At 43.0% G+C, this 26,027-nt stretch carries 23 protein-coding genes; 13 read left to right on the top strand and 10 right to left on the bottom strand.

The window, feature by feature from the left end:
* Positions 1-290: 290 nt before the first annotated feature.
* From lpxC to ruvC, 5 genes are read right to left on the bottom strand one after another with little or no spacing between them, the layout of a single operon-like run.
* Entirely contained in the window at positions 291-1,199 is a 909-nt protein-coding gene (lpxC, locus tag MNR06_RS01595; RefSeq protein ID WP_243538210.1) for a UDP-3-O-acyl-N-acetylglucosamine deacetylase, read from the bottom strand.
* Between the two features lie 21 nt (positions 1,200-1,220).
* Entirely contained in the window at positions 1,221-2,225 is a 1,005-nt protein-coding gene (locus MNR06_RS01590) for an asparaginase (protein ID WP_243538209.1), read from the bottom strand.
* Between the two features lie 2 nt (positions 2,226-2,227).
* The gene (gene ruvB, locus MNR06_RS01585; RefSeq protein WP_243538208.1) at positions 2,228-3,217 is read right to left on the bottom strand and encodes a Holliday junction branch migration DNA helicase RuvB; all 990 of its coding nucleotides are present in this window, start codon (positions 3,215-3,217) and stop codon (positions 2,228-2,230) included.
* Entirely contained in the window at positions 3,214-3,795 is a 582-nt protein-coding gene (gene ruvA / locus MNR06_RS01580) for a Holliday junction branch migration protein RuvA (protein WP_243538197.1), read from the bottom strand. Before ruvA ends, ruvB begins: the two co-directional genes overlap by 4 nt.
* A complete protein-coding gene (gene ruvC / locus MNR06_RS01575; RefSeq protein ID WP_243538187.1) occupies positions 3,792-4,298 on the bottom strand; it encodes a crossover junction endodeoxyribonuclease RuvC in 507 nt (168 codons plus the stop codon). Before ruvC ends, ruvA begins: the two co-directional genes overlap by 4 nt.
* Positions 4,299-4,601: 303 nt before the next feature.
* Here ruvC and MNR06_RS01570 point away from each other — a divergent pair, with 303 nt between their 5' ends.
* The 5 genes from MNR06_RS01570 to MNR06_RS01550 all read left to right on the top strand — a co-directional run bounded on the left by MNR06_RS01570 (position 4,602) and on the right by MNR06_RS01550 (position 13,946).
* Positions 4,602-5,414 (top strand): tetratricopeptide repeat protein, encoded by an 813-nt coding sequence (locus MNR06_RS01570; RefSeq protein ID WP_243540800.1) that lies wholly within the window; start codon positions 4,602-4,604, stop codon positions 5,412-5,414.
* Between the two features lie 73 nt (positions 5,415-5,487).
* Positions 5,488-6,054 (top strand): elongation factor P, encoded by a 567-nt coding sequence (gene efp, locus MNR06_RS01565; RefSeq protein ID WP_243538185.1) that lies wholly within the window; start codon positions 5,488-5,490, stop codon positions 6,052-6,054.
* Between the two features lie 88 nt (positions 6,055-6,142).
* Positions 6,143-7,189 (top strand): tetratricopeptide repeat protein, encoded by a 1,047-nt coding sequence (locus tag MNR06_RS01560; protein ID WP_243538183.1) that lies wholly within the window; start codon positions 6,143-6,145, stop codon positions 7,187-7,189.
* Entirely contained in the window at positions 7,186-11,151 is a 3,966-nt protein-coding gene (locus tag MNR06_RS01555) for a translocation/assembly module TamB domain-containing protein (protein ID WP_243538181.1), read from the top strand. The genes MNR06_RS01560 and MNR06_RS01555 overlap by 4 nt, the downstream gene beginning before the upstream one ends.
* Complete coding sequence (locus tag MNR06_RS01550; RefSeq protein ID WP_243538179.1) at positions 11,151-13,946, top strand: POTRA domain-containing protein; 2,796 nt, start codon at positions 11,151-11,153, stop codon at positions 13,944-13,946. Before MNR06_RS01555 ends, MNR06_RS01550 begins: the two co-directional genes overlap by 1 nt.
* A gap of 21 nt (positions 13,947-13,967) precedes the next feature.
* Here MNR06_RS01550 and MNR06_RS01545 read toward each other — a convergent pair whose 3' ends face one another.
* Together MNR06_RS01545 and MNR06_RS01540 are read right to left on the bottom strand one after the other, a co-directional pair.
* Positions 13,968-14,639: a hypothetical protein gene (locus tag MNR06_RS01545; RefSeq protein WP_243538177.1), complete on the bottom strand. Its 672-nt coding sequence runs from the start codon at positions 14,637-14,639 to the stop codon at positions 13,968-13,970.
* Positions 14,640-14,735: 96 nt separating this feature from the next.
* Complete coding sequence (locus MNR06_RS01540) at positions 14,736-15,014, bottom strand: helix-turn-helix domain-containing protein (protein WP_243538175.1); 279 nt, start codon at positions 15,012-15,014, stop codon at positions 14,736-14,738.
* Between the two features lie 224 nt (positions 15,015-15,238).
* Here MNR06_RS01540 and MNR06_RS01535 point away from each other — a divergent pair, with 224 nt between their 5' ends.
* From MNR06_RS01535 to MNR06_RS01515, 5 genes are all read left to right on the top strand, one after another.
* Entirely contained in the window at positions 15,239-16,009 is a 771-nt protein-coding gene (locus tag MNR06_RS01535) for an acyl-[acyl-carrier-protein] thioesterase (protein WP_243538173.1), read from the top strand.
* Positions 16,006-16,527: a DOMON-like domain-containing protein gene (locus MNR06_RS01530; RefSeq protein ID WP_243538172.1), complete on the top strand. Its 522-nt coding sequence runs from the start codon at positions 16,006-16,008 to the stop codon at positions 16,525-16,527. The genes MNR06_RS01535 and MNR06_RS01530 overlap by 4 nt, the downstream gene beginning before the upstream one ends.
* A gap of 77 nt (positions 16,528-16,604) precedes the next feature.
* Entirely contained in the window at positions 16,605-18,113 is a 1,509-nt protein-coding gene (locus MNR06_RS01525; protein WP_243538170.1) for an MmgE/PrpD family protein, read from the top strand.
* A 391-nt stretch (positions 18,114-18,504) separates the two neighbouring features.
* Positions 18,505-19,407, top strand: a complete 903-nt coding sequence (prpB, locus tag MNR06_RS01520) for a methylisocitrate lyase (RefSeq protein WP_243538168.1) — start codon at positions 18,505-18,507, stop codon at positions 19,405-19,407.
* A 44-nt stretch (positions 19,408-19,451) separates the two neighbouring features.
* Positions 19,452-20,537: a lipoate--protein ligase gene (locus MNR06_RS01515; RefSeq protein ID WP_243538167.1), complete on the top strand. Its 1,086-nt coding sequence runs from the start codon at positions 19,452-19,454 to the stop codon at positions 20,535-20,537.
* On the opposite strand, the gene MNR06_RS01510 is transcribed toward MNR06_RS01515, so the two are convergent.
* Positions 20,534-21,082 (bottom strand): hypothetical protein, encoded by a 549-nt coding sequence (locus tag MNR06_RS01510; RefSeq protein WP_243538165.1) that lies wholly within the window; start codon positions 21,080-21,082, stop codon positions 20,534-20,536. The genes MNR06_RS01515 and MNR06_RS01510 overlap by 4 nt on opposite strands.
* Before the next feature lie 147 nt (positions 21,083-21,229).
* Here MNR06_RS01510 and MNR06_RS01505 point away from each other — a divergent pair, with 147 nt between their 5' ends.
* Positions 21,230-22,249 carry a lipoate--protein ligase gene (locus MNR06_RS01505; RefSeq protein WP_243538163.1) on the top strand — a complete coding sequence of 340 codons (1,020 nt, stop codon included), beginning with the start codon at positions 21,230-21,232 and terminating at the stop codon, positions 22,247-22,249.
* A gap of 50 nt (positions 22,250-22,299) precedes the next feature.
* Here the strand turns inward: MNR06_RS01505 and MNR06_RS01500 are convergent, their stop codons facing one another.
* Positions 22,300-22,788: a hypothetical protein gene (locus tag MNR06_RS01500; protein WP_243538161.1), complete on the bottom strand. Its 489-nt coding sequence runs from the start codon at positions 22,786-22,788 to the stop codon at positions 22,300-22,302.
* Between the two features lie 248 nt (positions 22,789-23,036).
* Between MNR06_RS01500 and MNR06_RS01495 the strand changes: the two genes are divergently transcribed.
* A complete protein-coding gene (locus tag MNR06_RS01495; RefSeq protein WP_243538159.1) occupies positions 23,037-24,203 on the top strand; it encodes a bifunctional 2-methylcitrate synthase/citrate synthase in 1,167 nt (388 codons plus the stop codon).
* Positions 24,204-24,273: 70 nt separating this feature from the next.
* Here MNR06_RS01495 and MNR06_RS01490 read toward each other — a convergent pair whose 3' ends face one another.
* The gene (locus tag MNR06_RS01490) at positions 24,274-24,831 is read right to left on the bottom strand and encodes a hypothetical protein (RefSeq protein ID WP_243538157.1); all 558 of its coding nucleotides are present in this window, start codon (positions 24,829-24,831) and stop codon (positions 24,274-24,276) included.
* 114 nt (positions 24,832-24,945) lie between these two features.
* Here MNR06_RS01490 and MNR06_RS01485 point away from each other — a divergent pair, with 114 nt between their 5' ends.
* On the top strand, positions 24,946-26,019 hold the full coding sequence (locus MNR06_RS01485) for an alkaline phosphatase D family protein (protein ID WP_243538150.1): 1,074 nt from the start codon (positions 24,946-24,948) through the stop codon (positions 26,017-26,019).
* The last annotated feature ends 8 nt before the right edge of the window (positions 26,020-26,027 follow it).

The raw sequence follows: 26,027 nt of genomic DNA, 5'->3' as shown, positions 1-26,027 counted from the left end.
AATAACTGATTGGCTCAGCTAAGGCTGTTTAAATCTCTGCAATTTAGAATAAGAATTGAGTCAAAAGCGCAGTGGTCCGAAATCATTTAGTCGACGTTAACACCAGATTTGGAATTTTAGCAGGGAGCCTTTGGGCTCCTTCCGAAAGCGGCCTTTGCCGGCGCCACGATGGCGCGAACTGCAGCATAGCTGCAGCGGCAACTGAGCCCGGATGGCGTGCCGCTGTAGAGAAGGAACCCAAAGGCTCCCTGCTAAAATTCCAAATCCCGCGTGTTTAAAGATGACCGAAGTTATTGAGGAACAGTCCATCCGGTGTAGCGCTGAACTTCTTCGCTAATATCCGCACCAAGTTCAACGTGACGATAGCTAGAACCGCTATCCCAGATTTTCTTAACAAGCTTGTTCATAACGTCATGGCCGGCTTTATAAAGAACCACGTGACCCATTAGGGGCATTTCGAGAGTGACGAGGTCACCAAGTGCATCTAGGCATTTGTGGCGAACGAATTCGTCAGCCCAACGCAAGCCTTCTGGATTTACGATGTTTTCGTTATCAAGAACGATGCAGTTATCTAGGCTTCCGCCTTTTGCTAGGCCGCGCGCCTTTAGTGCTTCAACGTCTTTTAAGAAACCAAAAGTTCTAGCGCCCGCGATATCCCGAGTGAACGACTGTTCATTGATATCAAGATCAATTGTCTGCTTCCCGATTTTTGGATGAGGGAAATCAATCGTCACCGTCAAACGAAGTCCATGGTAAGGAACTACGTAAGCGTGCTTTTCACCCTCACTAAAATAAATGGGTTCAGTGATATAGCAATACTTACGAGGTTGATCTTGCTCAACAATTCCTACTGCTAAAAGTGCTTTAAGGAAATCCCCTGCACTGCCATCACAAATTGGAATTTCAGGCCCATCAAGTTCGATAAATAAGTTATCAATTCTTAAAGCCGACAAAGCAGAAAGACAGTGTTCAATGGTAGCTACAGAAAACTCGCCGCCACCAATAGTCGTTTGATGTGAAGTCGCCTGAACATTACGTGCAGTGACTTTTAAAAAAGGTTTTCCCGGCAAATCGCTGCGAATGAAATAGACACCTGTATCAGGCGGCGCAGGACGAAATGTAAGGGTGCAAGCATCACCAGAGTGAATACCAACACCGTTAACGACTGTTCTTTTGCGAATCGTTTTTTGTAAAAACATACTAGTTAGACTTTACCGTAACTAGGTGCCCTTCGCAATGCGGATTTGCCCGACGACATCGCCGCGCCAGTTTGTGACAGTGGGTTGAGTGTGTTTTGATAAAGCCTTAAATTCGTCAGCATTCAGGCCTCCGTAATTTAATAAAATCGCCGCTGTTGCGACTTGAGCAGCTCTAGCTCCACCGTCAGAAGCCTTCACTGCGAATGCCAGCTTCTTATCGGTTAAAAAACCACAGTAAATTCCTTCGGCCCCACCTTTGATGATGGCGCGACCTTGTGTCTTTTCAATCACACTTGTGACAAAATGGTCACTGCCCGCCAGGTAAAACGGTTGAGCACTGACCGCCCGGATAATCCTATCCACGGCCAATTTGCGAGCTGGTGTTTCTTTCGGATTAATGAAAGTCGACATACCAACCGCCATCTGCTGAACAGTCACCGCATATGTTGGAATGCCACAACCATCACTCGCGTAAACGACTTTGGAGTGATCCACTTTCATTGTTTCAGTCAGAATTTTACGCAGACGTTTTTGCGCGGGATGATCAAACTTATCATAGCCTGCGATGTCTTCACCTAAGTGCAAGCATGTTGACATAATTGCCGAATGTTTTCCTGCACAGTTGTTACAAAGCACTGTGGGCTTTTGATTTTTACGAAGCATTTCGTGGGCGGCATTTTCATCGTAAGGTAGATGGGGCCCGCAGATGAAATTGCTTTCTTTAATGCCCGTCTTATCCATCCACTCAGTCAAAGCAGTTAAATGATCTTTTTCAGCTTTGTGGGAAGCACATGCCAAAGCGATGTGTTTATCGGACAAACCAAATTTATCAACAGCACCTGATTCCACGAACGGAATCGCTTGCAGCATTTTGATACCGCTGCGAGGGTAAGTTAAAAAGGCCGGCTGCCCCCAGAAATTTTTTGTAGCGCCAGTTTCATCAACAACCACACCGATTACTTGATGGGAACTTTCAACCACGGCCCCTCTCGTCACTTCGACAATCAAGGGATTTCTAGAAGCCATATTTATATCTCCGTCATAATGGATTTTTTCGCGTACTCTGTAATCACACGTCCGCGCGGTGTTTTTTGGATGAAACCTTCTTGAATTAAGAAGGGTTCATACACTTCTTCCAAAGTATCGCGCTCTTCACTGAGTGCCGCTGCCATTGTATCAATACCGACAGGGCCGCCGTTATATTTTTCTTGGATCAGACTCAAAATACGACGATCCATAAGATCTAAACCGAATTGATCCACACCCAGCTGATCTAGAGCATAAATCGCAATATCTCGAGAGACAGTTCCATTTCCTTTAACTTGTGCATAATCACGCACACGCTTTAAAAGTCTATTCGCCACACGCGGAGTTCCGCGGGCACGACGAGCGACCTCATCGGCTCCTTCGGCATCCATTTTAACTTTAAGAATTTCACCAGATCTGATCAAAATTTGTTGAAGCGCACTGCGATCATAAAACTGCAAACGCTCAACGATTCCAAAACGATCACGGAATGGAGGATTTAATAATCCCGCGCGAGTCGTAGCACCAATCAAGGTAAAAGGTGCTAGTTGGAATTTCATCGATCGCGCACCAAGGCCTTCGCCTGTCACGATATCGATGTAATAATCTTCCATCGCCGTATAAAGATATTCTTCAACCACGCGGCTTAAACGATGGATTTCATCGATGAATAAAACTGAATTTGGCTTAAGCGAAGTTAAGATCGCAGCCAAATCTCCTTTTTTATCAATGGCCGGAGCTGACGTCATACGAATATCAGCGCCCATGTCGTTCGCGATAATTTTTGATAACGTCGTTTTACCCAAACCGGGAGGACCACACAATAAAACGTGATCCAAAGCCTCGCCACGGTGTTTTGCCGCCGCAACAAAAACTTTCAGCTTTTCCTTCACGTCATCTTGGCCAGGAAAGTCTTCAAACTTCTGCGGGCGCAGTTCGTTTTCCCAACTCTTTTCGCCTTCAACCGGATCACCTTCTAGGATGCGACTCATGCTAAGCTCCCAGATAATGTTTGCAAGCCTTTGCGAACACCTTCTTCAAGGCTCATATCCGTAGGCAATGAAGCCACGAACTGATCGACGTTTTGCGATTTATAACCAAGATTCAAAAGCGCCGAGGTGATCTGCGTATGCGCTTCTGATTTCGACTTCACAGTTTCTTCGATAGAAACAAGTTTGCCTTTTAAAGTAAGAATAATCTGCTCAGCCGTCTTCTTACCCACTTTTGGTAAACCAGAAAGGGCTTTTGCATTACCCGCTTCGATCATTTCTTGGATTTGATTTGGTCTGCCGCCAGAAAGAATGCTTAACGCCATCTTCGGACCAACGCCATTCACTTTTAAAAGCGAAAGGAAAAGATTTTTTTCATCTTTAGAATGAAAGCCAAACAGAGTTAAAGCATCTTCACGCACATGGGTGTGAACCCACACGATAATATCTTTACCTAAAAGAGACTGCAGATCGACCAAGGTGTTTGAAGAAGCATGAACTTCATAACCAACACCTTGTACATCCAACAAAGCGGAGTCGCTAGAAACTTCAATAATTTTACCGCGTAAATAACCGATCATACCGTAACTGCTCTTTCAATAATGGATTTCTTCTTTAATTCAAAAGCGTGGTGGCAGGCCATAGCCAAAGCATCCGAAGCATCGATGCGATTGATAACTTTGATATTCAAGATCGCTTTTAAAATCGCCTGAACATCTTCCTTCGAAGCTCCGCCAGTGCCTGTGACACCTTTTTTAACAACTCGGGTGGCGTATTCATGAACTGCAGCACCACCGCGCCCAGCTTCATACATCACAACCCCACGGGCATGCCCTAATTTAAAAGCACTGTCCGCGTTTTTTCCTAAAAATATTTTTTCAATAACAACTTGGTGGGGTTTGTACTTTTCCATGACTTCACGAAAAGCCTCACCCAATTCTGTCATACGCACAGGGAACCCCTGATCCGCATCAAGCACAATCACACCATGATTGATATGCTCAATCCGTCCATTTTCAACTCGCACGACTCCAAAGCCAGTAATGCGAGATCCAGGATCTACTCCCAAAATCGTTAATGACATTAAATTTCCCCTCAAGAATTAACAAAAAAATTATCTCAATGGAAAAAACAAAAGGCAAAACGCAAATTCCAGAAAACCAAAAAAATAGCCAAAAAAGAAGCGATTGATCAAAACGGTTCAGCTGCAAGGCGGAGGTCTTTCCCGCAGTGGAGGCGTGGCAGCGCCACGTCGGAGCGAGGACAAAGGCCGACAACGCAGTCAGATGCACCGTTTTCATCAATCGCGCTTGCGCTGTCAATTCTTCTGACTTAGAATTTCTCTTATAGACGTCGCGGCTAACGCAGAAACGGAAAAACAGCTTTGATGAAAATAGATGCAAGTGCCATCGAAAAATATCAAATGATCTTGGAAAAAGATCCGAACTCTCAGGTTTTTGCTCCTTTGGCAGAAGCTTATCGAGAGATGGGCATGCTTGCTGAGGCTAAAAAAACCGTGACTGCCGGCGTTCAACGCCACCCGCAATTCGTTGGTGGGCTTGTGACTTACGCAAAAGTGATGCGCGATCTTTCAGAACTTGGCAAAGCTGGCGAAGCCTTGAAACGCGCCACTTCTTTAGCTCCAGAAAATATTTTAGCTCACCAATTAACGGCTGAAGTTCATCTTGCAAATAAAAATCCGAAGGAAGCTCTTAAAGCCTTCAAGATGGTTTTATTCTTAAATCCGAATTCAAAAAGCGCGCAAAAAGCCGTGCAAAAACTGGAATCTTTGACTGCGGATGAATACGACGACGAAGTTTTTTCGATGACAAAACTTCCGGAAGTTCAGCTTGATGAGCCCCGCCGTAAAGGCACTGCTGCTAAGACGGAAGAACCGATGATGGTGAAACCTCAGCCGGTCAGCCCAAGCAAGGCCATGGAAAGAATGCTTTCCTTGATTGATGCCTTTATTGTGCGCAACGATCTAGAAAAATCCCATGCCCTTCTAAAAGACACCCGCGTGGAATTCGGCGACCATCCAGAGATTCAAAGACGCATGAAAACCCTGCAGGTTCGCTACAACGATAACGATGAGGTCACCTCTTTAAAGCCTCTTCAACCACGGGATCAAATCGTTCGCGAAAGAAAACTGGAAGTATTAGAGATGATGCTTCGCAGAATCGAAGAGTATAGAGCTTAAGGTTAAGAGCCGAAGGTTGACCTCCATCAGATAATTAAGCAAATATGTCCTTTCTCTACAAAAAGGATATACAATGTACGAAACGTCGGATTTCAAAAAAGGTCTTAAAATCATGCTTGAGGGGAAACCCTATGTAGTTGTGGATTTCCAACACGTTAAGCCTGGTAAGGGAAACCAATTCACTCGCACGAAGCTTAAAAACATGCTAACTGGCCAGAACTTGGAATCCACTTTCAAATCTGGTGAAAAATTCGAAGTACCAAACGTTGAAAATAAAGAGATGACTTTCCTTTATAAAGACGATTCTGGTTACAACTTCATGTCTCCTGAAAGCTACGAACAAATCGCTATGTCTGAAGACGACCTTGGCGAATCAAAGTACTACCTAGTAGAAAACTTGAAAGTTGTAGTTTTATTCTACAATGAAAAAGCCGTTGCAGTTGACGTTCCAAAAGCAGTGAACTTGACTGTTGCTAAAACAGATCCGGGCGTAAAAGGCGACCGTGTGACTGGTGCTACTAAGCCCGCAATCATGGAAACTGGTTTGTCTGTAGGCGTTCCATTGCACATCAACGAAGGCGATGTTCTTCGCATTGACACATCTACTGGCGACTACGTAGAGCGCGTTTCTCAAAAATAACTAACGCTCCATATTAAGTCTCCGCAACCACTCAATTTTATCGCAAACTAATAAAGATAAAATTGACGACGTTAGCGGAGGCTTTTTTTTGTCCACTTATATTGAGTTAGAAATCCAAAATTTACTCAATGAGGTCACTGACCTTGATGTCGTGTGTGACCGTATCATCGATTACCTTGAAGCCGCCCCGGACCGTTTTACCCAAGATAATATCAACGCCCTTTGCAAGTTTCTAATTAACTCTCGAAGTTATTTGCGATTGGTGGGTTTCGTTCTTCGCCACATCGACAATGAAGACTTCCCGATTCCTTGGCCATATTTTTTAGAGTCCTTAGGACTTATCGGCGAAGAGATCGACAACAAAACTTTAAAAGCCTTAACTGAAGGAATCGAAGAAGGCGAAGCACAAGCCGAAGCTTCCCGTTCCCGCGCCTTAAAATCTTTAGAAGAATTGGGCGAGTGGCGCAGCAATCGGAAATATAAAATTCATAAAGATTATCTAAATAACAAACGCCAACTATTAGATCAGCTGATCACATTGCGTACCCAGCAACTTTATGAACAAGAAAAAAAATTGTTACAACGTCTGCAAAAACTTTATCCCGGCGATAAAGATATCATGCATGAAGTGGGACAGCATAAGCAGCGCTATGCTTTAGAGATTCTGCAAAAAAGAACTCCGAAAAATCGCGGCATCAAAACTGAAGAGTACAACGTTAAAGATCCTGAAGTTGAAAAAGCTTTAGAGGCTTTGCTAGTAAGCTTGCGGGAACATGCAGAAGAAAATCCACAGATGGCTCTTGATTTTGCCATCGCCGCATTCATGTTTGAAAGTTACGAAGCGGCCTTAGCTATTCTTGAATTCAGTCCAGAGACCTCTGCATTGCTGTGGTTCCGGTTGGAAGTCCTGTTAAAGTGCCGCCGCTTCGTTGAACTTTTAAATGAACTTTCAAAAATTGAACTTGCCTTAGCAGAAGAACCAGAAACTTTTTTTGCAACAGCTTACCTGCGCGCCCAAGCCTTATGGGGCTTAGGTCAAAAACATACAGCCATAGAGGTGATGGAAGGCTTATTGGCGTCCCGTCCCCACTATCGTGCTGCTAGTGCCCTTATCGTGGTGTGGAGATCCCAGTGAAACGCGCGTTCTGGATCTTAATCACGCCGATTGCAGGATTCTTAGTTCTTTATTTGTTAGGCACAAAAATTGTCGGCCCGAAACTAGAATCGTGGACTTTACAACAAGTCCAAAGCTATTCCGATCAAGAATTACCCGTCAGTATTCGCGCCGAAAAACTTCAGCTTAAATTATTTAAGCCTTCCCTTATTGTTGAAGATATTGAAATCAGCGCTAAAGGGGATCTTGCTAGATCGGTCCAAAAAGTTCACATCAAAGGACTGCGTGTCTTTTTAGATTTTTTTCAACTATTAGTGGGTAAAGTAAAACTTTCTGCGGTGGTGGTTGAAAGCCCGGAAGTGGTTTTAGATATCGATCCGTTTTTAGAAGACGATACGCCACCTAAAGAACTCCCGATTGATATGATCTTTGACCAGTTGGCAAAGCTTCCGCTGCAAAGAGTGTTTTTGCAGAACTTAAGTTTAAAGGTCAGTTCAAAGAAATTAAAATTCACCACGGAAATTCAAAGTGGTGATTTGCTTCTAAATAACATGGCTAAGAACATCACGGCGAAAATCAACCTTCCGGCTTTGACAGCCAGCTATGATGGCATAAGCAACCTTGAAGGATCTTTAGATTCGCACCTGTATTTAACTCGCCAATCTTTACGCATCATCCAGCTAGGACTGCGTTTAGATTCATCAGAAATTTATGCCCGCGGTGAATTGACTCGTATTAAACAAGTGACGATCAAACCATCAGGGGTTCTTGATATCTCTGGAAAAGTTAATTTGCAGGATGTGTATCAGGAAATTAAAAAAATCCGTCCTGGCTTGAAAATTCCTACTTTAGCGGGCCAAGTAAATTTGGACGTTGAAACTCGCTTTGACGGATTAAAAAATCTGCGCGGCAAAGCAGACCTCACGACCCGTGCCGTGGTGGTTGATAAGTTTGAATTGGGTGACGCCCGCATTCAAGGTGATTATCAAGATAACGTCGTCACTTTATCTGAACTAAGAGCCCACCATCCAGCTGGTGAAGCGGTCCTTACTAAATCGCAAATCACTTTGGATGGTAATTTTCCATTCACAACGAAATTGCACTTTGACTGGGAACTGCAAAAACTTTTTGAATCTTTAGACCTAGCTGGCATCCCCGTGGGCATGGATTTAAAAGCCGATGTTCCTTGTGAAGGCCAAATTTATCCAAGCATCCAAGTCACTTGTTCAAATGTAGATCTGCAAGCAGAAAATCTGTGGGTTAAATCAGGAATGGCTAAGACAGATAATTACATTCTTGAACTTGTCAGTATGGGTGCTAAGGGTCAATTTAAAGTGACTCCGCAAAGTATTGCCTATGCCGCTAAAGTGAACGTAGGCAACAGCTCCGGAACTAGCGACGGAACCATCGATTTCGCTCAAGGTTTTAAAATCAACTTCAAAACCGATAAACTAGATATGAAAGATATCAAAAATCTTTCAAATCTTAAAATTGAAGGCTCAGCGAGTATTGATGGTTCAACATCAGGGGATTCCCAAGCGGCGATTTTTGATATGAAGATGAACGCCAGGGATTTTACATTTGAAGGTTTCTATTTAGGAAACTTGATTTCAACCCTGCATTATCGAGATGGCAACCTAGCTTTTGAAGATGTCGCGGGAGCTGTTAATAAAACCCAGTACCTTGGTGACCTCACCGTCCGATTTAACAGTAAGACCTTGGAAGGTGACTTCTCTGCACCTACGGCAGACTTAAATGATATCGCTTTGATTTTCTCTAAAATTTATGAACTGCCTGTTTCTGTTCAAGGCCTTGGCTCTGCAAAAGCAAAAGTTAGTGGCCCCCTGGATTTCTGGAAAATGAACTATCAACTGCAATCGGCTTTCAAAAAGGTATTTATCGGACCTGAAAGCTTTGATCAACTGCAGTTCAACGTTTCAGCCGTAAATGGCAATATGAACACTGATAAAGTTCAATTAAGCCGTGGATTATCGACTTTGACCTTGCAAGGTGGAATCAGCTCTGAAAAAGTCATGAATCTTTATGCTGATGGAAAGAACTGGAAACTGGAAGAATCCGACACCATCACCAAGGTCAATTCAAACATCAGCGGCAACTTGAACTTTGCAGCCGAACTGAAAGACAATGTAACAACACCCCAAATCTTAGCCAAAGGGGCCATCACCGACACTTACTTTGAAGAACAAGAAATCCCTAATTCGAATTTTATCTTCAAAATCAATCGCGAGTTTTTAAACACTCAAGTCAGTCTTTTCGGCGACAAAGTGCAATCCGAATTTCAATATCCTTTCGAAAAAGGTCGCGCCCCACTTTTAATTAAACTTAATACCAACGATTGGAACTTCTCTTCACTATTGGGCCTTATCGGGGGCATTAACTTAGCCAATGAATATAACTCGTCACTGACTACGAATGTGGATCTAAGATCAGAGTCTGGGGAATTGTTTAAATCTTCCGGCAAAGTGACAGTACAAAATCTTTCGCTGAAACGCGGAACAATGAGCTTTGCCAATAAAGCACCTATTGAAATAACCGCAAATAATGGTGCTTTAACGATTCGAAATTTTAATTTGGAAGGCCCCCATAATAGCCTGCAGGTTCGCGGTGAAAATTTTACGGCCGATGACTTAAACGTGGCTGTGAATTTAGAAGCCGATATGCGCTTATTGCAGATTTTTTTACCCTTCCTTGAAGATCTGGGCGGGCCGATTAATCTTTCCACCACAGTTTCAGGAAAGATCACTAAGCCCGCGATTCTTGGAAACTTCAATGCCAATAATGCCTTTATTAAAATCAAAGGCTTCCCTCACCCCATTGAACGCCTTTCAACTGAAGTCGTATTTTCGCAAAGTCGTATCATTATCAATGGTATTAAAGCGCAAATTGCTGGCGGTACGTTGACTGGCGATGGTGGTGTGCAAATCAATGGCATTAAAGATCTGCCGACGTCCATCCGTTTAAGAATGGAAAACGTGACCTTCAATGTTCCTGACAAAATCAGAACCAGCGGAAACGCAGATATGTTGTTTTCAGGCCGCTGGTTCCCGTTCACCCTTTCGGGAACTTACCATGTAGCTAGTGCTTTGGTTGAAAAAGAATTTACCGAAGATGGCGGATCTGTTGCGGGGGTTAAACAAAGCGTTTATTTGCCAAAAGTAATTCGTGAAGGCCGCTTTGAACCTGTCGTGCTAGATTTGCAAATTATCTTAGATAGAAACATCATTGTTAAGAATTCTTTGTTAGATGGTTCTGTCACTGGGAATATTCAAGTGAAAGGCCCCCCATCGAATCCGATTCTTTTAGGCCGTATCAACATGGATAGAAAGTCCAAGTTGATCTTTAAAGATAAAATCTTTGAAGTGCAAAACGGTGTGGTTGAATTCAACGACCCTAACGAGATCAATCCAAACCTATATATTTCCGCCCAATCACGCATTGATGAATACGATATCACTTTGATTGCCCAAGGGCCTGCAAAGAACGTGGGGATTCGTTTAACCAGTATCCCGCCGTTACCAGAACAAGATATTATTTCATTGATTGCCTTGGGTGTGACCTCTTCCACCAAAGAACAAAACCTAACGTCCCGTCAACAAGCAGAACAATTGGGTGTGGAAATCGGCGGCGCGGTTTTAGCAAAACCAATCAGCAAACAGTTAGAAAGCACCTTAGGTTTAAATCTGCAAGTCACCTCAGAGTACGATTCAACCCGCAATATCTCCGTTCCTAAAATCACTTTGAGCCGTCGACTTTCAGAACGCGTCAAAGTGTCAGGCAGCCGTCCGGTGGGTGATAATCAGTCCTATGATTTAAAATTAGAATACCTGATCAATAATAACATCACGGCTGTAGGTTCTTTTGAAAACCGCGGCATTGAAGAAAATTCGACCCTACAAACCGTTCAACCTGCTTCGCAAAGCATCTTTGGTTTGGATCTAGAGTTTAAAAGGGAGTTCAAATAATGCAACGCTGGTCCTCCTTTTTAATTACTTCAGCATTGGTTTTTTCTAGCTCTGCTTTTGCAAAAAAATTTTTGGATTATTCTTCGTTACCTAAAGACGTACAAACAGATCTGGTACGTCGTTTTCCGAATATTGAAAAAGAAAAATTAAGCTTAGAGCAAGTCGACGAAGCCCTTCGCTACTTGCAGATCAAACAGCAATTTGAAAAGCTGACAGTTTTAGATGATAACGGTCCCCGCTATCGACTGGAATATAAAAAGACCCGCAAAGTTGCTGAAGTTCGTATTAGTGGGAATAAAGAAATATCTCGCAATGAAACCGAAAGTATTTTCGGGGTGAAATCGGGGGACGTTTTTGAACAAGAAGCCTTAGTCGAAGGTGGCGAAAGAGTTCGTCAAGCCTACCGGGATCTTGGCTACTTAAATGCTGTCGTTGATATTGAAATGCCGCCAGAATCTGATGATCGCGTGGGCGTTCATCTTAAAATCACTGAAAATAAGCGCACGCTAACAAATAACATTGTCCTATTAAGTTCAAATCACGAACTTAATAAAAAACTGGCGAAAGCCTTAAAAAAGTATGTCGATGATCCTTTCACTGAAAACACCTTAGGCAAGATTCAAAAAGCTGCCAGGGATTACCTGAAAGAAAACCATCACGTTCGCGCTGACATTATCGGCCCAACGACTCAGTTCACCGCTGATGAATCACAAGTGACCTTAAGTTACAGACTTGAGCGCACAGAAAAATACTCTTTTGAATATAAAGGCCTTAGCTACTTTCAAAAGCGTCAGATTGAAAAACATCTGGATTTAGAAAACTTCACCTCAGGAAATCCTTCAATAGGAACTGAACTAGCACAAAAGATTAAGAGCTTTTATCTGACGGAAGGCTATGCGCGTGTGGAAGTGAAGGCCGATGAAACTGACATTCGCCCCTTCCAACGCCGAGTTTTATTTGAAATTGATGAAGGACCGAAAATCAAGATTGAAAAGATCGCAATCAATGGCCGCTTCAGCAAAGATGAAGACTATTATGCCAAGTTTATCGAAAAACACAGTTCTAAACTGATCGATAAAGGCTTTTACAATAAAGATGACTTTGATACCGGTTTAAAAAACCTTATTTTAGAACTGCAAAACAACGGGTATCTGCAAGCCAAGCTTCTGTCGACGCGAAGTCAGTATAATAAAACAAAAGATCGGCTGACCTTGTATGTAAACTTGGATGAAGGCCCACTGACAGAAATTGAGTCCGTGAACTTTACGGGAAATAAAGATTTTTCTAATGACCAGCTTTTAAAAGTAACAGAAATCAAGCCCGGCCCATTAAAACTGGGACAGATCGAAGAAGCCATCGCAGCCCTTAAAGAATATTATCGCGAGCGTGGTTATATCGAAATGCTTCTTTTAAACGAAAAAGAAGACTTGGTGACCTATGATGAAACCAACACCCGGGCCTCGTTAAACTTTAAAATTTTTGAAGGCCCCCAAGTTCGCGTAGCAAGCATTGTTTTAGAAGGTAATGACTTCACCAAAGATTACGTTATTCAGCAGGAACTAGATCTGAAAAACGGTGAACTGGTGACACCTAAAAAGGTCGATGAATCCATCGCTCGTCTGCAACGTTCTGGATTTTTTAGCACCGTTGAAATTCGCACCTTAGAAGAAAAAACCAATGTTTCTAATCGCACCGTTTTAGTTAAGGTGACTGAACGCGATCCGGGCCTATTCACCCTGGGTGCGGGTGCGACGAATGAAAGAACGCTAACTTTAAGAGGTTACACCAGTGGTTCTTATCGTAATCTTTGGGGCACAGGACGAGGGGTTTCTTTACGTTTAGAAGGTAACTATAACGTTGCTGACATTAAGTATTTAGAAAGCCGTATCGTCTTTGGTTATCTTGAGCCTTATCTTTTCGGCACCCGTATTCGCGGTCGTGTGAACATCACTCGTTCTAAAACCGTAACCGATTATGATATTCGCCAGGTGTCTGAAGTAAACTCTACCACCTACTCTATAGAAAAAGACTTTACATCTCACATTCTAGGGATATGGGACATTTGGTCCTTAGCAACAATTAAAGATTTCGGGGTTGATGATCGCTATCCGTTCCCAGAAACAACCCAAGATATCGCAACCACAGGTCCCACATTGGATTTAGATTTTAGGGACAGCCCTTTCAATCCTACCAGAGGAAATTTCACCCGCTGGAGTGCTGAATATTCAGACCCTGTATTAGCAAGCACCGAGACTGATAATTTTGCGATTAAATATTGGCGCAGCACTTTAAGCTTCACGCACTATACGACCGTAGGAACCCTGCAGTTGCAACCGGTGGTGTGGGCGAATCAACTGCGTGGCGGATATATTCAAAACCTAAGTGATAAACCTTTAGGGGGCGTACCTTGGGATAAAAAAGGCTTTACCCTGGGTGGTCAGTCGACGATTCGTGGTTATGAAGCTGGGACCCAAGAGGTCTTCCCCAATCGTCAAGATTTAGGATTATCTGAAAGTGAAAAGACCTATTTCTTAACTTCGGATGCCAGTATGTATTTGCTAAAGTCTGAATTGCGCTTTCCTGTTTATGGCGCCTTAGGTGGAGCTGTGTTTTATGATGGTGGTTCCGTGCAAATCAAGGGTTTGCATTTTAGAGATAACTATCGTGACTCTGCAGGATTTGGGATTCGCTATAGCACACCGGTAGGACCTTTATCTTTAGAATGGGCATGGAAGTTAGATGCCCGTCCTACTGAAGAACCTTGGCGCTTTCACTTATCCATCGGAACATTCTAATTGAATCATTTAAGGAAGAACTTAGTCTTCTTCCTCTGTCGGCAAATTAAAGATCGGCTCGCAGTCAACACAGCTTGCAAGAGCTGTGATCTGACCTTGATGTTTAAGCGCTGAAATATGCAAGCCGTTAATGACCATTTCAACTCGCTCTAAGGAAGCGCGTTCTTTTAAGATATTTTTTTCAGTAAAGAAGTAATTGTCCTCGCCCTTACCCTCGACCATTTTAGTGACGACTTCGTATACGTGGGCCGCTACTTTTTCTTCACGCTCATAAAGGTGAATCCACTGACGGCAGTAAATGTCTTCAATGGTATAGCTCGTCACCTCAAAGAAATTAAGAGTGCGGAAAAATTGAGTGTTCTTGAAAGAATAAAACTCAGTGATGAATTTTGGATTTTTTAAAATTTTAAAAAGGGCTGGGCTTGCTTCAAATTTATAATACTCTAACGCCTTTAAAGTAAAAAACTCTGCATCTTTAAGTTGGCGACCTTCAGCATAGACAGATTTACAGATATTCAAATAATCATTTAGAGTTGCCACAACCTCATCCTTAGATTCATCAGTGAGCTGATGAAAATAGGGCAAAAGTTCACTGCTGTAGGGACGAATCGACAGACCTTCATCTTCAATATAGGCGCAGAGCTCTTCGCTAAGACGTTTAAATTTATTTGCCGGGACCGAAGATAAAGGCATGAAGTTAAGCCTGCTAATTTTATAGGTTCTAGAAACAAAAAAAAGCTCCCATAGGGAGCTCTTTAAAGACAGTTAAATTAATGTTAAAAAAATTCTTTATCTAGTTTTGCTAGTTGCAAATTTTCTGCGCAAATCTTGGGTAACTTCAGTAATTGTTGCATTTAAAGTCACTTCAAACAAATCATCGGCAGAAACTTTATAAAGTTCACCAAGTCTTTTAAGTGCGTTGATTGGCGGATGAGAAACGCCTCTCTCCCAGTTAGAAATGAATTGCGGAGTAGAATAACCCAATTTATCGGCAACATCTCTTTGAGAAAGACCTGCTGATACTCGTTTATTTTTCAAAAATTCTGCTAGCACATTTTTCTGTTTCATCAGTTCCATCCTAATACCCTGAGCTTACACACAACCCGCCAAAGGTGACAAGTACTTGGTGATAAAAATCTGTGAAAGATAGCCGGTTATCACCTTTCGGTTTACTAAACAAATTTAGTATACACTACTAAGCAATAAAGTACTTTCTGTTTTTGCACAATAATTATTCAGATGGATGTGAGTTATTTCATGTTTCATTCGAAGAATTATGGGACTATGTACTTATGGAAACAAAGCAACCGTTGTGGTCGGAAACCTTCAAAGTTACAAGTCTTTTAGTCAATCCCATGGGGCGATTAGGACTTTACGGGCTCCTGAATTTACTTCAGGAAACTTCCTGGATCCACGCCGAACACTTAGGTTTCGGCGTGTCATCGATGGAAGAGCACGGACTATATTGGGTCGTAACCCGCCAGCATTTAAAGGTTCATTCCTGGGCCAATTATGGAGATAAATTAACAATTCAAACCTGGATTCGTGCGCCAGAAGGTTCCTTCACCAACCGTGAATTTAAAGTTTTTGATGAAAGCGGTAAAGAAGTCGCTCAGTGCACTTCCACTTTTATTGCCATAGACAAAACTACTAAAAAACTTCTCGCCGCCCATGAGCTGCAAAGCATGGAAAGCTTCACCCTGAATGAATCAACGGGGCTGGTCGCTGAAAAAATCACTGCGCAAGGTGACTATGAAACTTTGGCGCAGTTCCAAGTTCGCAACTCTGATTTGGATATTAACCAACATGTTAATAATACCAAATATGCCCAGTGGGTTTTGGATGCCATTCCCTATCAGTTTCATAAAACTTTGCGCTTAAAAAGTTACGCCGTGAACTTTTTAGCCGAGACTTTTTTAGGCGACACCGTCAGAATTGAACGCGACTGTCACACCATCGATGTGTCTAAAGCTTCGCACGGAGTTTCAACTTACCGAGGCCTTAGAATCAGTGACGAAAAAGTATTATTCACCTCTCAATTAGAGTGGGAAAGAAAATCATGAACGTTTTGCAGCCCTTTGCTTCGACACCGTTAACGGATCAATTTAAAATTTTTAGCGATCTGCAAATAATTTCTGCTGAAAAAATCGAAATCACTTTTCAGATTTCAGGTCCATTAGACAAAATTCTGTGGCCTGATCCGGCCATCATCGAAAGTCGCCAAGATGAATTATGGAAAACAACCTGTCTGGAAACTTTTCTGGGATCCGGTCCCCAGGCCAATGACTCTTACACGGAGGTCAATTGCTCCCCCAATGGCAATTGGAATGCTTATAGTTTTAGCAGTTATCGTGAGGGCATGAGCCCTTCACCCGATATCACTGTGCGTCTGAAAGAGAAATCCACCCAAGGCCAAAATGGTTTTTTTAAGATTGAATTGCTTAGTACGAAAGCAATTGCGGCCTCCTGCGTTGGATTAACTGCAGTCATAGAGTTCACGACTGGCGAAAAAGCTTATTGGGCTTTGCGCCACCCAAAATCCACCGCGGATTTCCACGACAAGACCGGCTGGAAAACCTAGTCCCCGCTTGACCCTTTCTGGCCGAGCAAGTTAATTTGTCTCGGCTTTCATTTTCTTAATTCAGAAAGGATCTTCTAATGAAGAAACACACCGTTCGCGTTTATCCATCTAAAGAAAAATTGGATCGTAAAGATCAACTGGCTTGGAAAATTGCAGAAATCGCTTCTGACAATGCTCCAATCAAAGCTGATGTTCTTGATATGGTCATTAACCGTATCATCGACAATGCTTCTGTCGCTATCGCTGCAGCTAATCGTCGTCCTGTGGCTTCTGCTCGTGCGATGGCGCTTGCGCATCCTCGTAACGGTGGTGCGACTGTATTCGGTATGCCGAATGATCAAAAATTCGATTGCGAATGGGCGACTTGGGCGAACGGGACTGCGGTTCGTGAATTGGATTTCCATGACACTTACCTAGCGGCTGATTATTCTCACCCTGGTGATAACATTCCTGCGATTTTGGCCGTTGCTCAACAAATGGGTAAAAACGGTAAAGAACTTCTTAAAGGTATCGTGACTGGTTATGAAGTTCACGTAGACCTAGTAAAAGCGATCTGCCTTCACATGCACAAAAAAGATCATATTGCTCACTTGTGCCCTGCTCAAGCAGCTGGTATCGGTACATTGCTTTCTCTTCCAACTGAAACCATCTTCCAAGCGGTTCAACAAGCAGTTCACGTGTCTTTCACGACTCGTCAATCTCGCAAAGGTGAAATCTCTTCTTGGAAAGCTTACGCTCCGGCACACGCTGGTAAACTCGCTGTTGAAGCAGTGGACCGTGTTATGCGTGGCGAAGGTGCGCCATCTCCAATCTATGAAGGCGAAGATTCTGTTATCGCTTACATGCTAGATGGTAAAAACGGTAAATACGAAGTTCCACTTCCAGAAGTGGGCGAAGAAAAACGCGCGATCCTTGAGACTTACACTAAAGAACACTCTGCAGAGTACCAATCTCAAGCATTGATCGACTTGGCTCGCAAAATGAAGCCAATGATCAAAAACTTCGACGATATCAAAGATATCGTGATCCACACTTCTCACCACACTCACTACGTGATCGGTACTGGTGCAAACGATCCACAAAAAATGGATCCAAATGCGTCTCGTGAAACTTTGGACCACTCTATTATGTACATCTTCGCAGTGGCTCTTCAAGACGGCACTTGGCACCATGTGAACTCTTACGCTCCAGAGCGCGCTCAACGCCCTGACACTGTGGCATTGTGGCACAAAATCTCTACGATCGAAGACAAACAATGGACGGCTTGGTACCACGAGACAGATCCAGATAAAAAACGCTTCGGTGGCCGCGTAGAAATCACAATGAAAGACGGTTCTAAAATCGTTGATGAACTTGGCGTAGCTGATGCGCATCCAGCAGGTGCCCGCCCATTCAAACGTGCTGACTACATCCGTAAGTTTGACACTTTGACTGAAGGAATCATTACTAAGGCAGAACGCGATCGTTTTATCGGTCTTTGCGAACGTCTTGAAACTTTGACTGCTGAAGAAGTTCAACAGTTGAACGTGCAGATCCCAATCGAAAAGCTTGTTAACAACAAGCGTGATAACAAAGGTATCTTCTAGTTACGAAGAGCGCCTGGCAGTGAGGGAGGGGCTTCGTAGTCTCCTCCTTCGCGGTCACGCCCTCCTGGCTCAGTTGTCGCCGCACCTTCGGTGCGGTTCGCGCCATCCAGGCGCCGACAAAGGCCCGCTTCGGATGAGACTACGAAGCCCCTCCCTCACTGCCAGGCTCATCATAACTTAAGAGTCTTGGTTTTCAGTCTTTTTGAATAAAACTAAGATAGGGATTTGGTACGATTTTCAGTGATTTTAGCGGTTAAAGCTTAAGCGGTTGGAGAACGAAAATTTCACGTGGTGCCTTTGAGTGGAATTTTTTTTAAGTTAAAGGCAAAATTGAAAGATCTCGTCGCAGTTTTCTGGAAAAGATCTTTGAGTTTTTCACTTGGAGGAAAAAATGTTGTTTCCTGAAATTACACCGGCGCAGAAGCGTAAGAATTTTCGTGAGGCTTTAAAATCTGGGAAGCTTTTGCAGTTTCCGGGGTCTTGGTCTCCGCTTGTAAGTATGGCTATTCAGAAAGAAGGATTTGATGGGGTTTATATCTCTGGCTCTGTTCTTTCTAATGATCTTGGATATCCTGATATTGGCTTAACTACTTTGTCTGAAGTTGCTAACCGTGGTCGTCAGATTGCGCGCACGACTTCACTTCCAACTATTATTGATATCGACACTGGTTTTGGTGAACCGATGTCAGCGACTCGCACTGTGCAGGAAATGATTGAGATGGGCCTAGCAGGCTGCCATATCGAAGATCAAATCAATCCGAAGCGTTGTGGTCACCTTGATGGTAAGGGCCTAGTGACTCGTGATGAAGCGACTCGCAAAGTGGCTGCTGCTGCTCGTGGTAAAAAGCTTGATGAGAATTTCTTATTGATCGCTCGTACGGATGCTCGTGCTGTTGAAGGTCTTGATAAGGCCATTGATCGCGCGAAAGCTTACATCGATGCGGGTGCGGATTGCATCTTCACGGAAGCTCTTGAGAACGAAAAAGAATTTGAAACGTTCCGCAAAGCTGTCAATGTTCCTTTACTGGCGAACATGACGGAATTTGGTAAGGGCCGCCTTTACACTTACGAAGAGTTATCGAACTTAGGTTATAACATCGTGATCTATCCGGTCACTACATTCCGTCTGGCGATGAAAGCAACCATTGATGGCTTAAATGAAATCAAAGCTAAAGGAACTCAAGAAGGTCTTTTAGGCAAAATGCATCATCGTAAAGATCTTTACACGTTGACGAGATACGACGAGTACAACTCGTTTGATTCAAGCATTTTTAACTTTAAAGTGCGCGAATAATTTAGACTGTTAAAACATAATCAAAACTTTGAAAGGCTCGCCCCGTGCGGGCCTTTGTTTTTTTCACCAGAGCTTTTCTTGACGCTTTTTTAGATGGTGAATTAGCTTTTTATTTAATGCAGCTAAAGGTCTTTCTTTCCGATTCACTAAACCCCCATCTGAATCTCGCCACCGAGGAGTGGATCTTTAATAACTTAGAACCTGATCAGCATGCCCTTTTCCTATGGCGCAATGAAGACACAATCCTGATCGGGCGCCACCAAAATCCCTGGTCTGAATGTAACCTGCTAAGAATGGTTGATGATAAAGTTCATCTAGCCCGCAGAACCACCGGCGGAGGTGCTGTCTTTCATGATTTGGGAAATACCAACTTTACTTTTTTATCTCCGAAAGAATCCTACAGTCTTAAGAACAATACGCAGATCATTTTTCAAGCCTTAGAAAAATTTGGTGTTAAAGGCGAAGCCTCTGGTCGCAATGATTTATTATTTCGCGCGGGTGATGGTTACCGTAAATTCAGCGGCAGTGCATATCGCGAAAAAAAGGATCGCGCTTTTCATCACGGGACACTTTTATTAAATACAAATCTACAACGACTAAGAAGCTACTTATTAACGAATCCAAAAAGACTAAGAGCCTTCAACTTGGAATCGGCACGAGCACGCATCGCAAACTTAAGTGAAATTGCCAAGGATGTGCGCCACGAAAAAATGGTTGAAGCAATGATTGCTTCGTTTCAAAGCTTTTATAGTTCGTCCTCAGAGATCGAATGTTTGACGGCCTCTAGTCTGCTTGAGATCCCCGAATTAAAATCCCAATACGAATCGTTAACAGCCTGGGAATGGCTGTACGGTAACACCTTAGAGTTCAATCATCACATCCAAGAATATCTATCTCTGGGCTCATTTGAAATTCAGTTCAAGATTTACGACGGATTCGTGAAGGATTTAAGAATATACACGAACTGCCTTTATCCAACCCTGGTTGAAGAAATCACCGAAGCATTGATGGAAAAACCCTATGACTGCCCTTCTGTGATTCGAAATTTTGAGCCCATCATCAGTTCCCACCCCGAGCTTGAAGCAGGCTTACGGGAACTGCGGGCTTGGATCTGCCAAACTATCAATTAGCAGCCGGAATCTTCCATAACGATGTTATAAATCTTTCCGTTTTCAGTATCGATAATTAAAAGTGACTGGAAAGTAACTCCACACTGAACAGCACCCATGGGTGCCACGCCGTATTTTACGGATTTAATTGAACGCAAGATTTGTTCTGCGCGCTCTACCTTTAGCATTGCGTCTGCGTATTTGATTTTATCAGCGTCCGTTCGTTCCCCCTCTTCCAGGATTTGGAACAGCACCACTTTCACGTATTCAATTCCGCCCATCATGTTTTCTGCTCCCCACAACAGAGAGTCTGTAGCCCAGGCTTCGCTACCTACGGTCCAATGTGCTTCAAAGTCCGCCTCTGATTCTACAAGCTCTTCATTTAGGGCTAGTTCTTTAATCATTAGCTTTGGATCTTTATTTGGGGTTACTGTGTAGGTCTCGGAATCTTCGGCTAAGGAAGCTAATAGGTCCGCAGCAAATGAAATTCGCTTTTCAGTTTCCTTATTTGCGGCATTGGCGTTCAGGGCTAAGGCAAACGAAATAACAAAGATTAGCTTTTTCATGGGCACCTCATTGGTTTTAAAGATGTCCTCTTATACAGAGCGCAGGGCTAATTAATAAATGAATGATTTAATAATAAATATACGCCAATTGAATAGTAATTATTTCTGACCATTGACCCGAAGGGGCTGTCAGACTAGGTTACGGCCATGACTAAGCTTAAAGTTTTCCTTTCTGATAGTTTAAATCCCCACCTTAATCTTGCTACGGAAGAATGGATTTTCCATAATTTGGATCCGTCCCAACAAGTTTTGTTTTTATGGCGCAACGAAGAAACTGTGGTGATTGGGCGCAATCAGAATCCTTGGTCAGAATGCAACTTGGCGCAAATGAAAGCGGACAATGTTCACTTAGCCCGCAGAACTACCGGCGGTGGAGCTGTATTTCATGATTTAGGGAACACCAACTTCACTTTTCTTTCGCCGAAAGAATCCTATAAGCGCGAAAACAATATTCAAATCATCTTTGATGCTTTGAAAAATTTTGGTATTCAAGGTGAAGCTTCCGGTCGTAACGATCTATTGATTCCTTTCCACGATGGTCCTCGCAAATTCAGCGGCAGTGCTTATCGCGAGAAAAAAGACCGCGCTTTTCATCATGGGACATTATTGTTGCATGCGGATCTTACTCGCTTAGGAAATTATCTAACGCCGAATCCTAAGAAATTGCAGGCCAAGGGAAAAGAATCAGTGCGCGCGCGCGTAGCGAATCTAACTGAAGTTGCTAAAGACATTCGCCATGAACAAATCGTTGAAACCATGGTGGCTTCCTTTGAAAAGTTCTACGGTGGGAAGGCTGAAATTGAATCTTTAACGTTATCAAGCCTTCAACAGATTCCAGAACTAAAGGCGCAATACGAATCTTTAAGCAATTGGGATTGGCTGTACGGCAACACGTTAGAATTCAGCCACAAGATGGATGAATATTTATCGTTGGGCTTTTTTGATTTCCACTTCCAAGTTGAAGACGGCGTCATTAAAGACCTAAAGATTTTCACTGACTGTCTTTATCCGCAGCTTATCGAAGAAATCACGACAAGCCTGCGGGGGCAGACTTATCGTGGAGAAACAGTTCGTAAAACTTTAGCAGCAGCCCGAGAAAAGTATTCTGATCTTTCAGCAGGGCTTACTGAACTTGAAGATTGGCTTTGCCGTCATCTTGAAGTCTAAGACTGGCGCCCGATCTTCAACAACGGCTTTCGCGGTCATTAGGTCTGTAATTACCTGGTTTTTTTAAAATCAACGCACGTGAATTGCTTAAACACGCGATTGCCGTCTGATCTAAAAACGTGTTCATTATAAAGATTTGCAGCTAACACTTTTCCAGTGCCGTTGCTTTGAATTTTCACTTCAGCAGAAGTGTCTTTATCAAGCTTTACGTAATAAGCGATAAAGTTGTCTTTATAAAGATAAGGGCCTTTCACACGGCCTTCAAAGAAGCCTGTACCGAATGCTTTTTTAGCGCCACCGGTCAGTTTGATTTCGATTTTATTAATGCCTTCGCTGTTGGCTTTTAAAGTAACAACGCACTGGGAACTTTCTGATGGGATAGCTTTACATCCTAAGTGTTTTGCAAAGGCTCCCTTACCGTCATCCATACATTGCTCTTTTTTAGCAACACGGCCTTGAAACTCTAATACCGTTCCGGCTTGGGCACTTAAAGCAAACAAAGTAATCAAACTAGGTACTAGTAGTAACTTTTTAAGCATTGGGAACCTCCTGGATACCAAACCCTTAAGCAGCAAGTATTCCGGGTCTTAAAACCAATGAATTGCACTTAAAGCGTTCCACCATGTACTCAATTCTCGTTATTGACGAAATTTGCTCTGCATCAGCCCCTTCGCCGGGTTGACGCTCGTGCCCCGGCGTACTAGCTTTGGACCATAAAAATTTAGTAATTAAGACACACTGCAGGTAAGCCCAAGGCTCGCCTGAATATTTCGCACCGGAGGCAATAATGGCTGAGTATATCAATCCAGATTACGTTCCAGAACCAGAGAAAATGAACGTTAAAAAAGGGCTTGATGGCGTTGTAATGGATACGTCTTCTGTATCTAAAGTGAATCCCCACACAAACTCTTTGATCTACCGTGGTTACCCAGTTCAGGACTTGGCTGAAAACTGCGCTTTCGAAGAAGTTGCTTTCTTAATGTACAATGGCGAATTGCCAACAGCTTCTCAACTTGCTGACTTCACTAAAAAAGAAAAAGGCTATCGCGAGATCTCTACAACTTTGCTGAACGTGATCAAAGCTCTTCCACCGAAATGCCATCCAATGGATTCAATCCGCACTGCGGTTTCTTTCCTTGGCGCTGAAGACGCGCGTATCTGGGATGCTTCTCCATCAACAAACATGGATAAAGCAATCCAATTGCTAGCAAAAATTCCTACTATGGTTGCTGCTGACTACCGCTTCAAAAAAGGTTTGGATTTCATTCCTCCTAAAGCGGATCTTTCTATTTCTGAAAACTTCTTCCATATGTGCTTTGGTAAAGTACCGCAAAAAGAAGTTGTTAAGGCTTTTGACGTTTCTTTGATCCTTTACGCTGAACACAGCTTCAATGCTTCTACTTTCACAGCACGTGTTGTGACTTCAACTCAATCTGATATCTACTCTGCAACTGTCGCGGGTATCGGCGCGTTGAAAGGTCCTTTGCATGGTGGTGCGAACGAAATGGTTATGCACATGATGAAAGAGATCGCTGATCCAGCAAAAGCGGAACAATGGATGCTTGATGCTTTGGCTCAGAAGAAAAAAGTGATGGGCTTCGGTCACCGTGTTTACCGTTCTGGCGACTCTCGCGTACCAACTATGAAAAAATACGCGCAAGTTATGGCTGATGTGACTGGCGAACAAAAATGGATGCAAATGTACACGTCACTTGAAAAAGTAATGGTAGAGAAAAAGAAAATCTACCCTAACTTGGATTTCCCAGCAGGTCCTGCATACTACATGATGGGTTTTGAAATCGACTTCTTTACTCCAATCTTCGTAATGGCACGTACTACTGGTTGGTCTGCTCACATCATGGAACAAACTGCTGACAATCGTATCATCCGTCCTCTTTCTGAGTACGTAGGAAAAGAACAACGTAAAGTTGTTCCTTTGAACGAACGTAAATAAGCGCCGGCCGGCCGGCTTGAAGAGCTAATGCAAAAAACTAAAAAGGGAGCCTCTGGCTCCCTTTTTTCATCTATAATCCCAACATTTTTCGATCTAGCATCAGCCGTTCATGATTATAACTCGCCAAGGTCTGCTTCATCATTTCTGAAGAAGCGCGATTGTGATTAGCGCGATTCAAACTTGATAAAGTCACTTCAAGTGAAAGAATATAATCACTCTTGCTTAAAGTGCTGCGAAATTCAAATTCTTGAAGTTTTGCAAATCCACCCAATTGGCGGCGTGCGCGCATAAGTTCTGCCATGTCTTTCAAGTGAACCATCATCTGCTGTGAAAAACGTCGTTCCACAAAATCAGAATCGATGTTTTGATTCCACTTTTCTAAGGCCCCCATGCCTGAAACTTTCACCAGCATCGGCAGCTGCTTATCGATTTCAAGAGCTGTCTTAGCAGCCGCCTGAAAGCGGATCTTCAGGGCCGAGGGACTGATAACCGCATCAACAGTGCCGCCATTTCTGGGCTGTCTCAAAGCAAGACTGCGGTGCTTTACAGTCATTAAAAGCATTCCTGCCGCTAACAAAGTAAAGCTTAAGCAAGAAACCATCATCAATCGTAAAAAGTTCTTCGTCATTGTGTTCATACCTAAGGATTATTTCAAATCGCGTGCCCTGTTTAATTTTGAGACGCATTAGGGATTGCCAAACCTTTAAGTCTTTACTGAAATACATTCATTCAAGAGGACTTTATGCTTAAGAACGTATTAATACTTATCGCTCTGATTGTGGCTGGCTGTGCGCAAACTCAAAAAACTGCCCAACAAGGTGAAGCCACCAAAGATGCTGTTTATGTTTCGATGATTCCTTCTCGTGGCATTGATTATGAAACGGCAATCACAACGATCGCTTTTGGCTCTTGCGCCAATCAAGATCAGCCTGAACCTTTATGGAAAGATATTTCCGCAGCGAACCCTGATTTGTTTTTGTTCTTAGGGGATAACATTTATGCCAGCACCCCTACGCAAAAACCCATCGCTGAACAATACCGTAAACTTGATCAGATTCCGGAATACCGTGCTATTCGGGAACAAGTTCCATTTTTAGCAACGTGGGATGATCATGACTATGGATTGCGCGACGGCGGTAAAGATTGGCAAGGCAAAGAAGCCGCCCGTCGTGATTTTATAAATTATTGGTCCTACGTTCGTAACAGCATTCCGTTTGAACAAAATGGGATTTACCACGCAAAAGTTATCGGTCCAAAAAAGAAAGCCGTGCAAGTGATCATGCTTGATACCCGCTATTTCCGCAGTGCTTTGCTAGAAAAACCTGGCAATGAAGGAAAGGCCTATGACTATTTACCTAACGAAGAAGGAACTATTCTTGGAGACGCGCAATGGAACTGGCTTGAAGAACAACTTAAAAAACCAGCCTCTGTTCGTATCATCGTTAGCAGCATTCAAATGATCGCTAACGAACCTAAATATGAAAAGTGGGGAAATTTCCCAAAAGAACGTCAGCGCTTTTTTGATTTATTGAAAAAAACCAAAGCCAAAAACGTGGTGATTCTAAGCGGTGATCGTCATATTGCTTCCATCGCTAAAACCCAAGTGAAAAACTATGGCGATTTATACGAAATCACAGCTAGCTCTATCAACCGCGCTAACAGCTTCAGTGATTCCGATAAGGAATATATCGGAGCTGTTTACAATAAAGAAAATTTCGGGCTAGCGAGCATTGATTGGAAGAAAAAGAAAATGCAGGTCGAAATTCGTGGCTTCAACAATGAAGTGGCAAATCGCATAGACATCCCTTTAAGATAAAAAGAAAA

The sequence above is a fragment of the Bdellovibrio reynosensis genome (genome assembly GCF_022814725.1).
In the GTDB taxonomy this organism is placed as follows: Bacteria; Bdellovibrionota; Bdellovibrionia; order Bdellovibrionales; family Bdellovibrionaceae; genus Bdellovibrio; species Bdellovibrio reynosensis.
Note: the sequence above shows the minus strand (reverse complement) of the source record. Positions and strands in the feature narration are given on the sequence as shown.

What these genes read in the sequence shown, in the direction of transcription:
- MNR06_RS01490 (WP_243538157.1), bottom strand. Translation starts at nt 24,831, where the DNA reads ATGACGAAGAACTTTTTACGATTGATGATGGTTTCTTGCTTAAGCTTT.
- MNR06_RS01535 (WP_243538173.1), top strand. Translation starts at nt 15,239, where the DNA reads ATGGAAACAAAGCAACCGTTGTGGTCGGAAACCTTCAAAGTTACAAGT.
- MNR06_RS01510 (WP_243538165.1), bottom strand. Translation starts at nt 21,082, where the DNA reads ATGAAAAAGCTAATCTTTGTTATTTCGTTTGCCTTAGCCCTGAACGCC.
- MNR06_RS01540 (WP_243538175.1), bottom strand. Translation starts at nt 15,014, where the DNA reads ATGAAACAGAAAAATGTGCTAGCAGAATTTTTGAAAAATAAACGAGTA.
- ruvA (WP_243538197.1), bottom strand. Translation starts at nt 3,795, where the DNA reads ATGATCGGTTATTTACGCGGTAAAATTATTGAAGTTTCTAGCGACTCC.
- MNR06_RS01550 (WP_243538179.1), top strand. Translation starts at nt 11,151, where the DNA reads ATGCAACGCTGGTCCTCCTTTTTAATTACTTCAGCATTGGTTTTTTCT.
- MNR06_RS01530 (WP_243538172.1), top strand. Translation starts at nt 16,006, where the DNA reads ATGAACGTTTTGCAGCCCTTTGCTTCGACACCGTTAACGGATCAATTT.
- ruvB (WP_243538208.1), bottom strand. Translation starts at nt 3,217, where the DNA reads ATGAGTCGCATCCTAGAAGGTGATCCGGTTGAAGGCGAAAAGAGTTGG.
- MNR06_RS01525 (WP_243538170.1), top strand. Translation starts at nt 16,605, where the DNA reads ATGAAGAAACACACCGTTCGCGTTTATCCATCTAAAGAAAAATTGGAT.
- MNR06_RS01485 (WP_243538150.1), top strand. Translation starts at nt 24,946, where the DNA reads ATGCTTAAGAACGTATTAATACTTATCGCTCTGATTGTGGCTGGCTGT.
- MNR06_RS01570 (WP_243540800.1), top strand. Translation starts at nt 4,602, where the DNA reads ATGAAAATAGATGCAAGTGCCATCGAAAAATATCAAATGATCTTGGAA.
- MNR06_RS01545 (WP_243538177.1), bottom strand. Translation starts at nt 14,639, where the DNA reads ATGCCTTTATCTTCGGTCCCGGCAAATAAATTTAAACGTCTTAGCGAA.
- MNR06_RS01505 (WP_243538163.1), top strand. Translation starts at nt 21,230, where the DNA reads ATGACTAAGCTTAAAGTTTTCCTTTCTGATAGTTTAAATCCCCACCTT.
- lpxC (WP_243538210.1), bottom strand. Translation starts at nt 1,199, where the DNA reads ATGTTTTTACAAAAAACGATTCGCAAAAGAACAGTCGTTAACGGTGTT.
- MNR06_RS01590 (WP_243538209.1), bottom strand. Translation starts at nt 2,225, where the DNA reads ATGGCTTCTAGAAATCCCTTGATTGTCGAAGTGACGAGAGGGGCCGTG.
- efp (WP_243538185.1), top strand. Translation starts at nt 5,488, where the DNA reads ATGTACGAAACGTCGGATTTCAAAAAAGGTCTTAAAATCATGCTTGAG.
- prpB (WP_243538168.1), top strand. Translation starts at nt 18,505, where the DNA reads ATGTTGTTTCCTGAAATTACACCGGCGCAGAAGCGTAAGAATTTTCGT.
- MNR06_RS01500 (WP_243538161.1), bottom strand. Translation starts at nt 22,788, where the DNA reads ATGCTTAAAAAGTTACTACTAGTACCTAGTTTGATTACTTTGTTTGCT.
- ruvC (WP_243538187.1), bottom strand. Translation starts at nt 4,298, where the DNA reads ATGTCATTAACGATTTTGGGAGTAGATCCTGGATCTCGCATTACTGGC.
- MNR06_RS01495 (WP_243538159.1), top strand. Translation starts at nt 23,037, where the DNA reads ATGGCTGAGTATATCAATCCAGATTACGTTCCAGAACCAGAGAAAATG.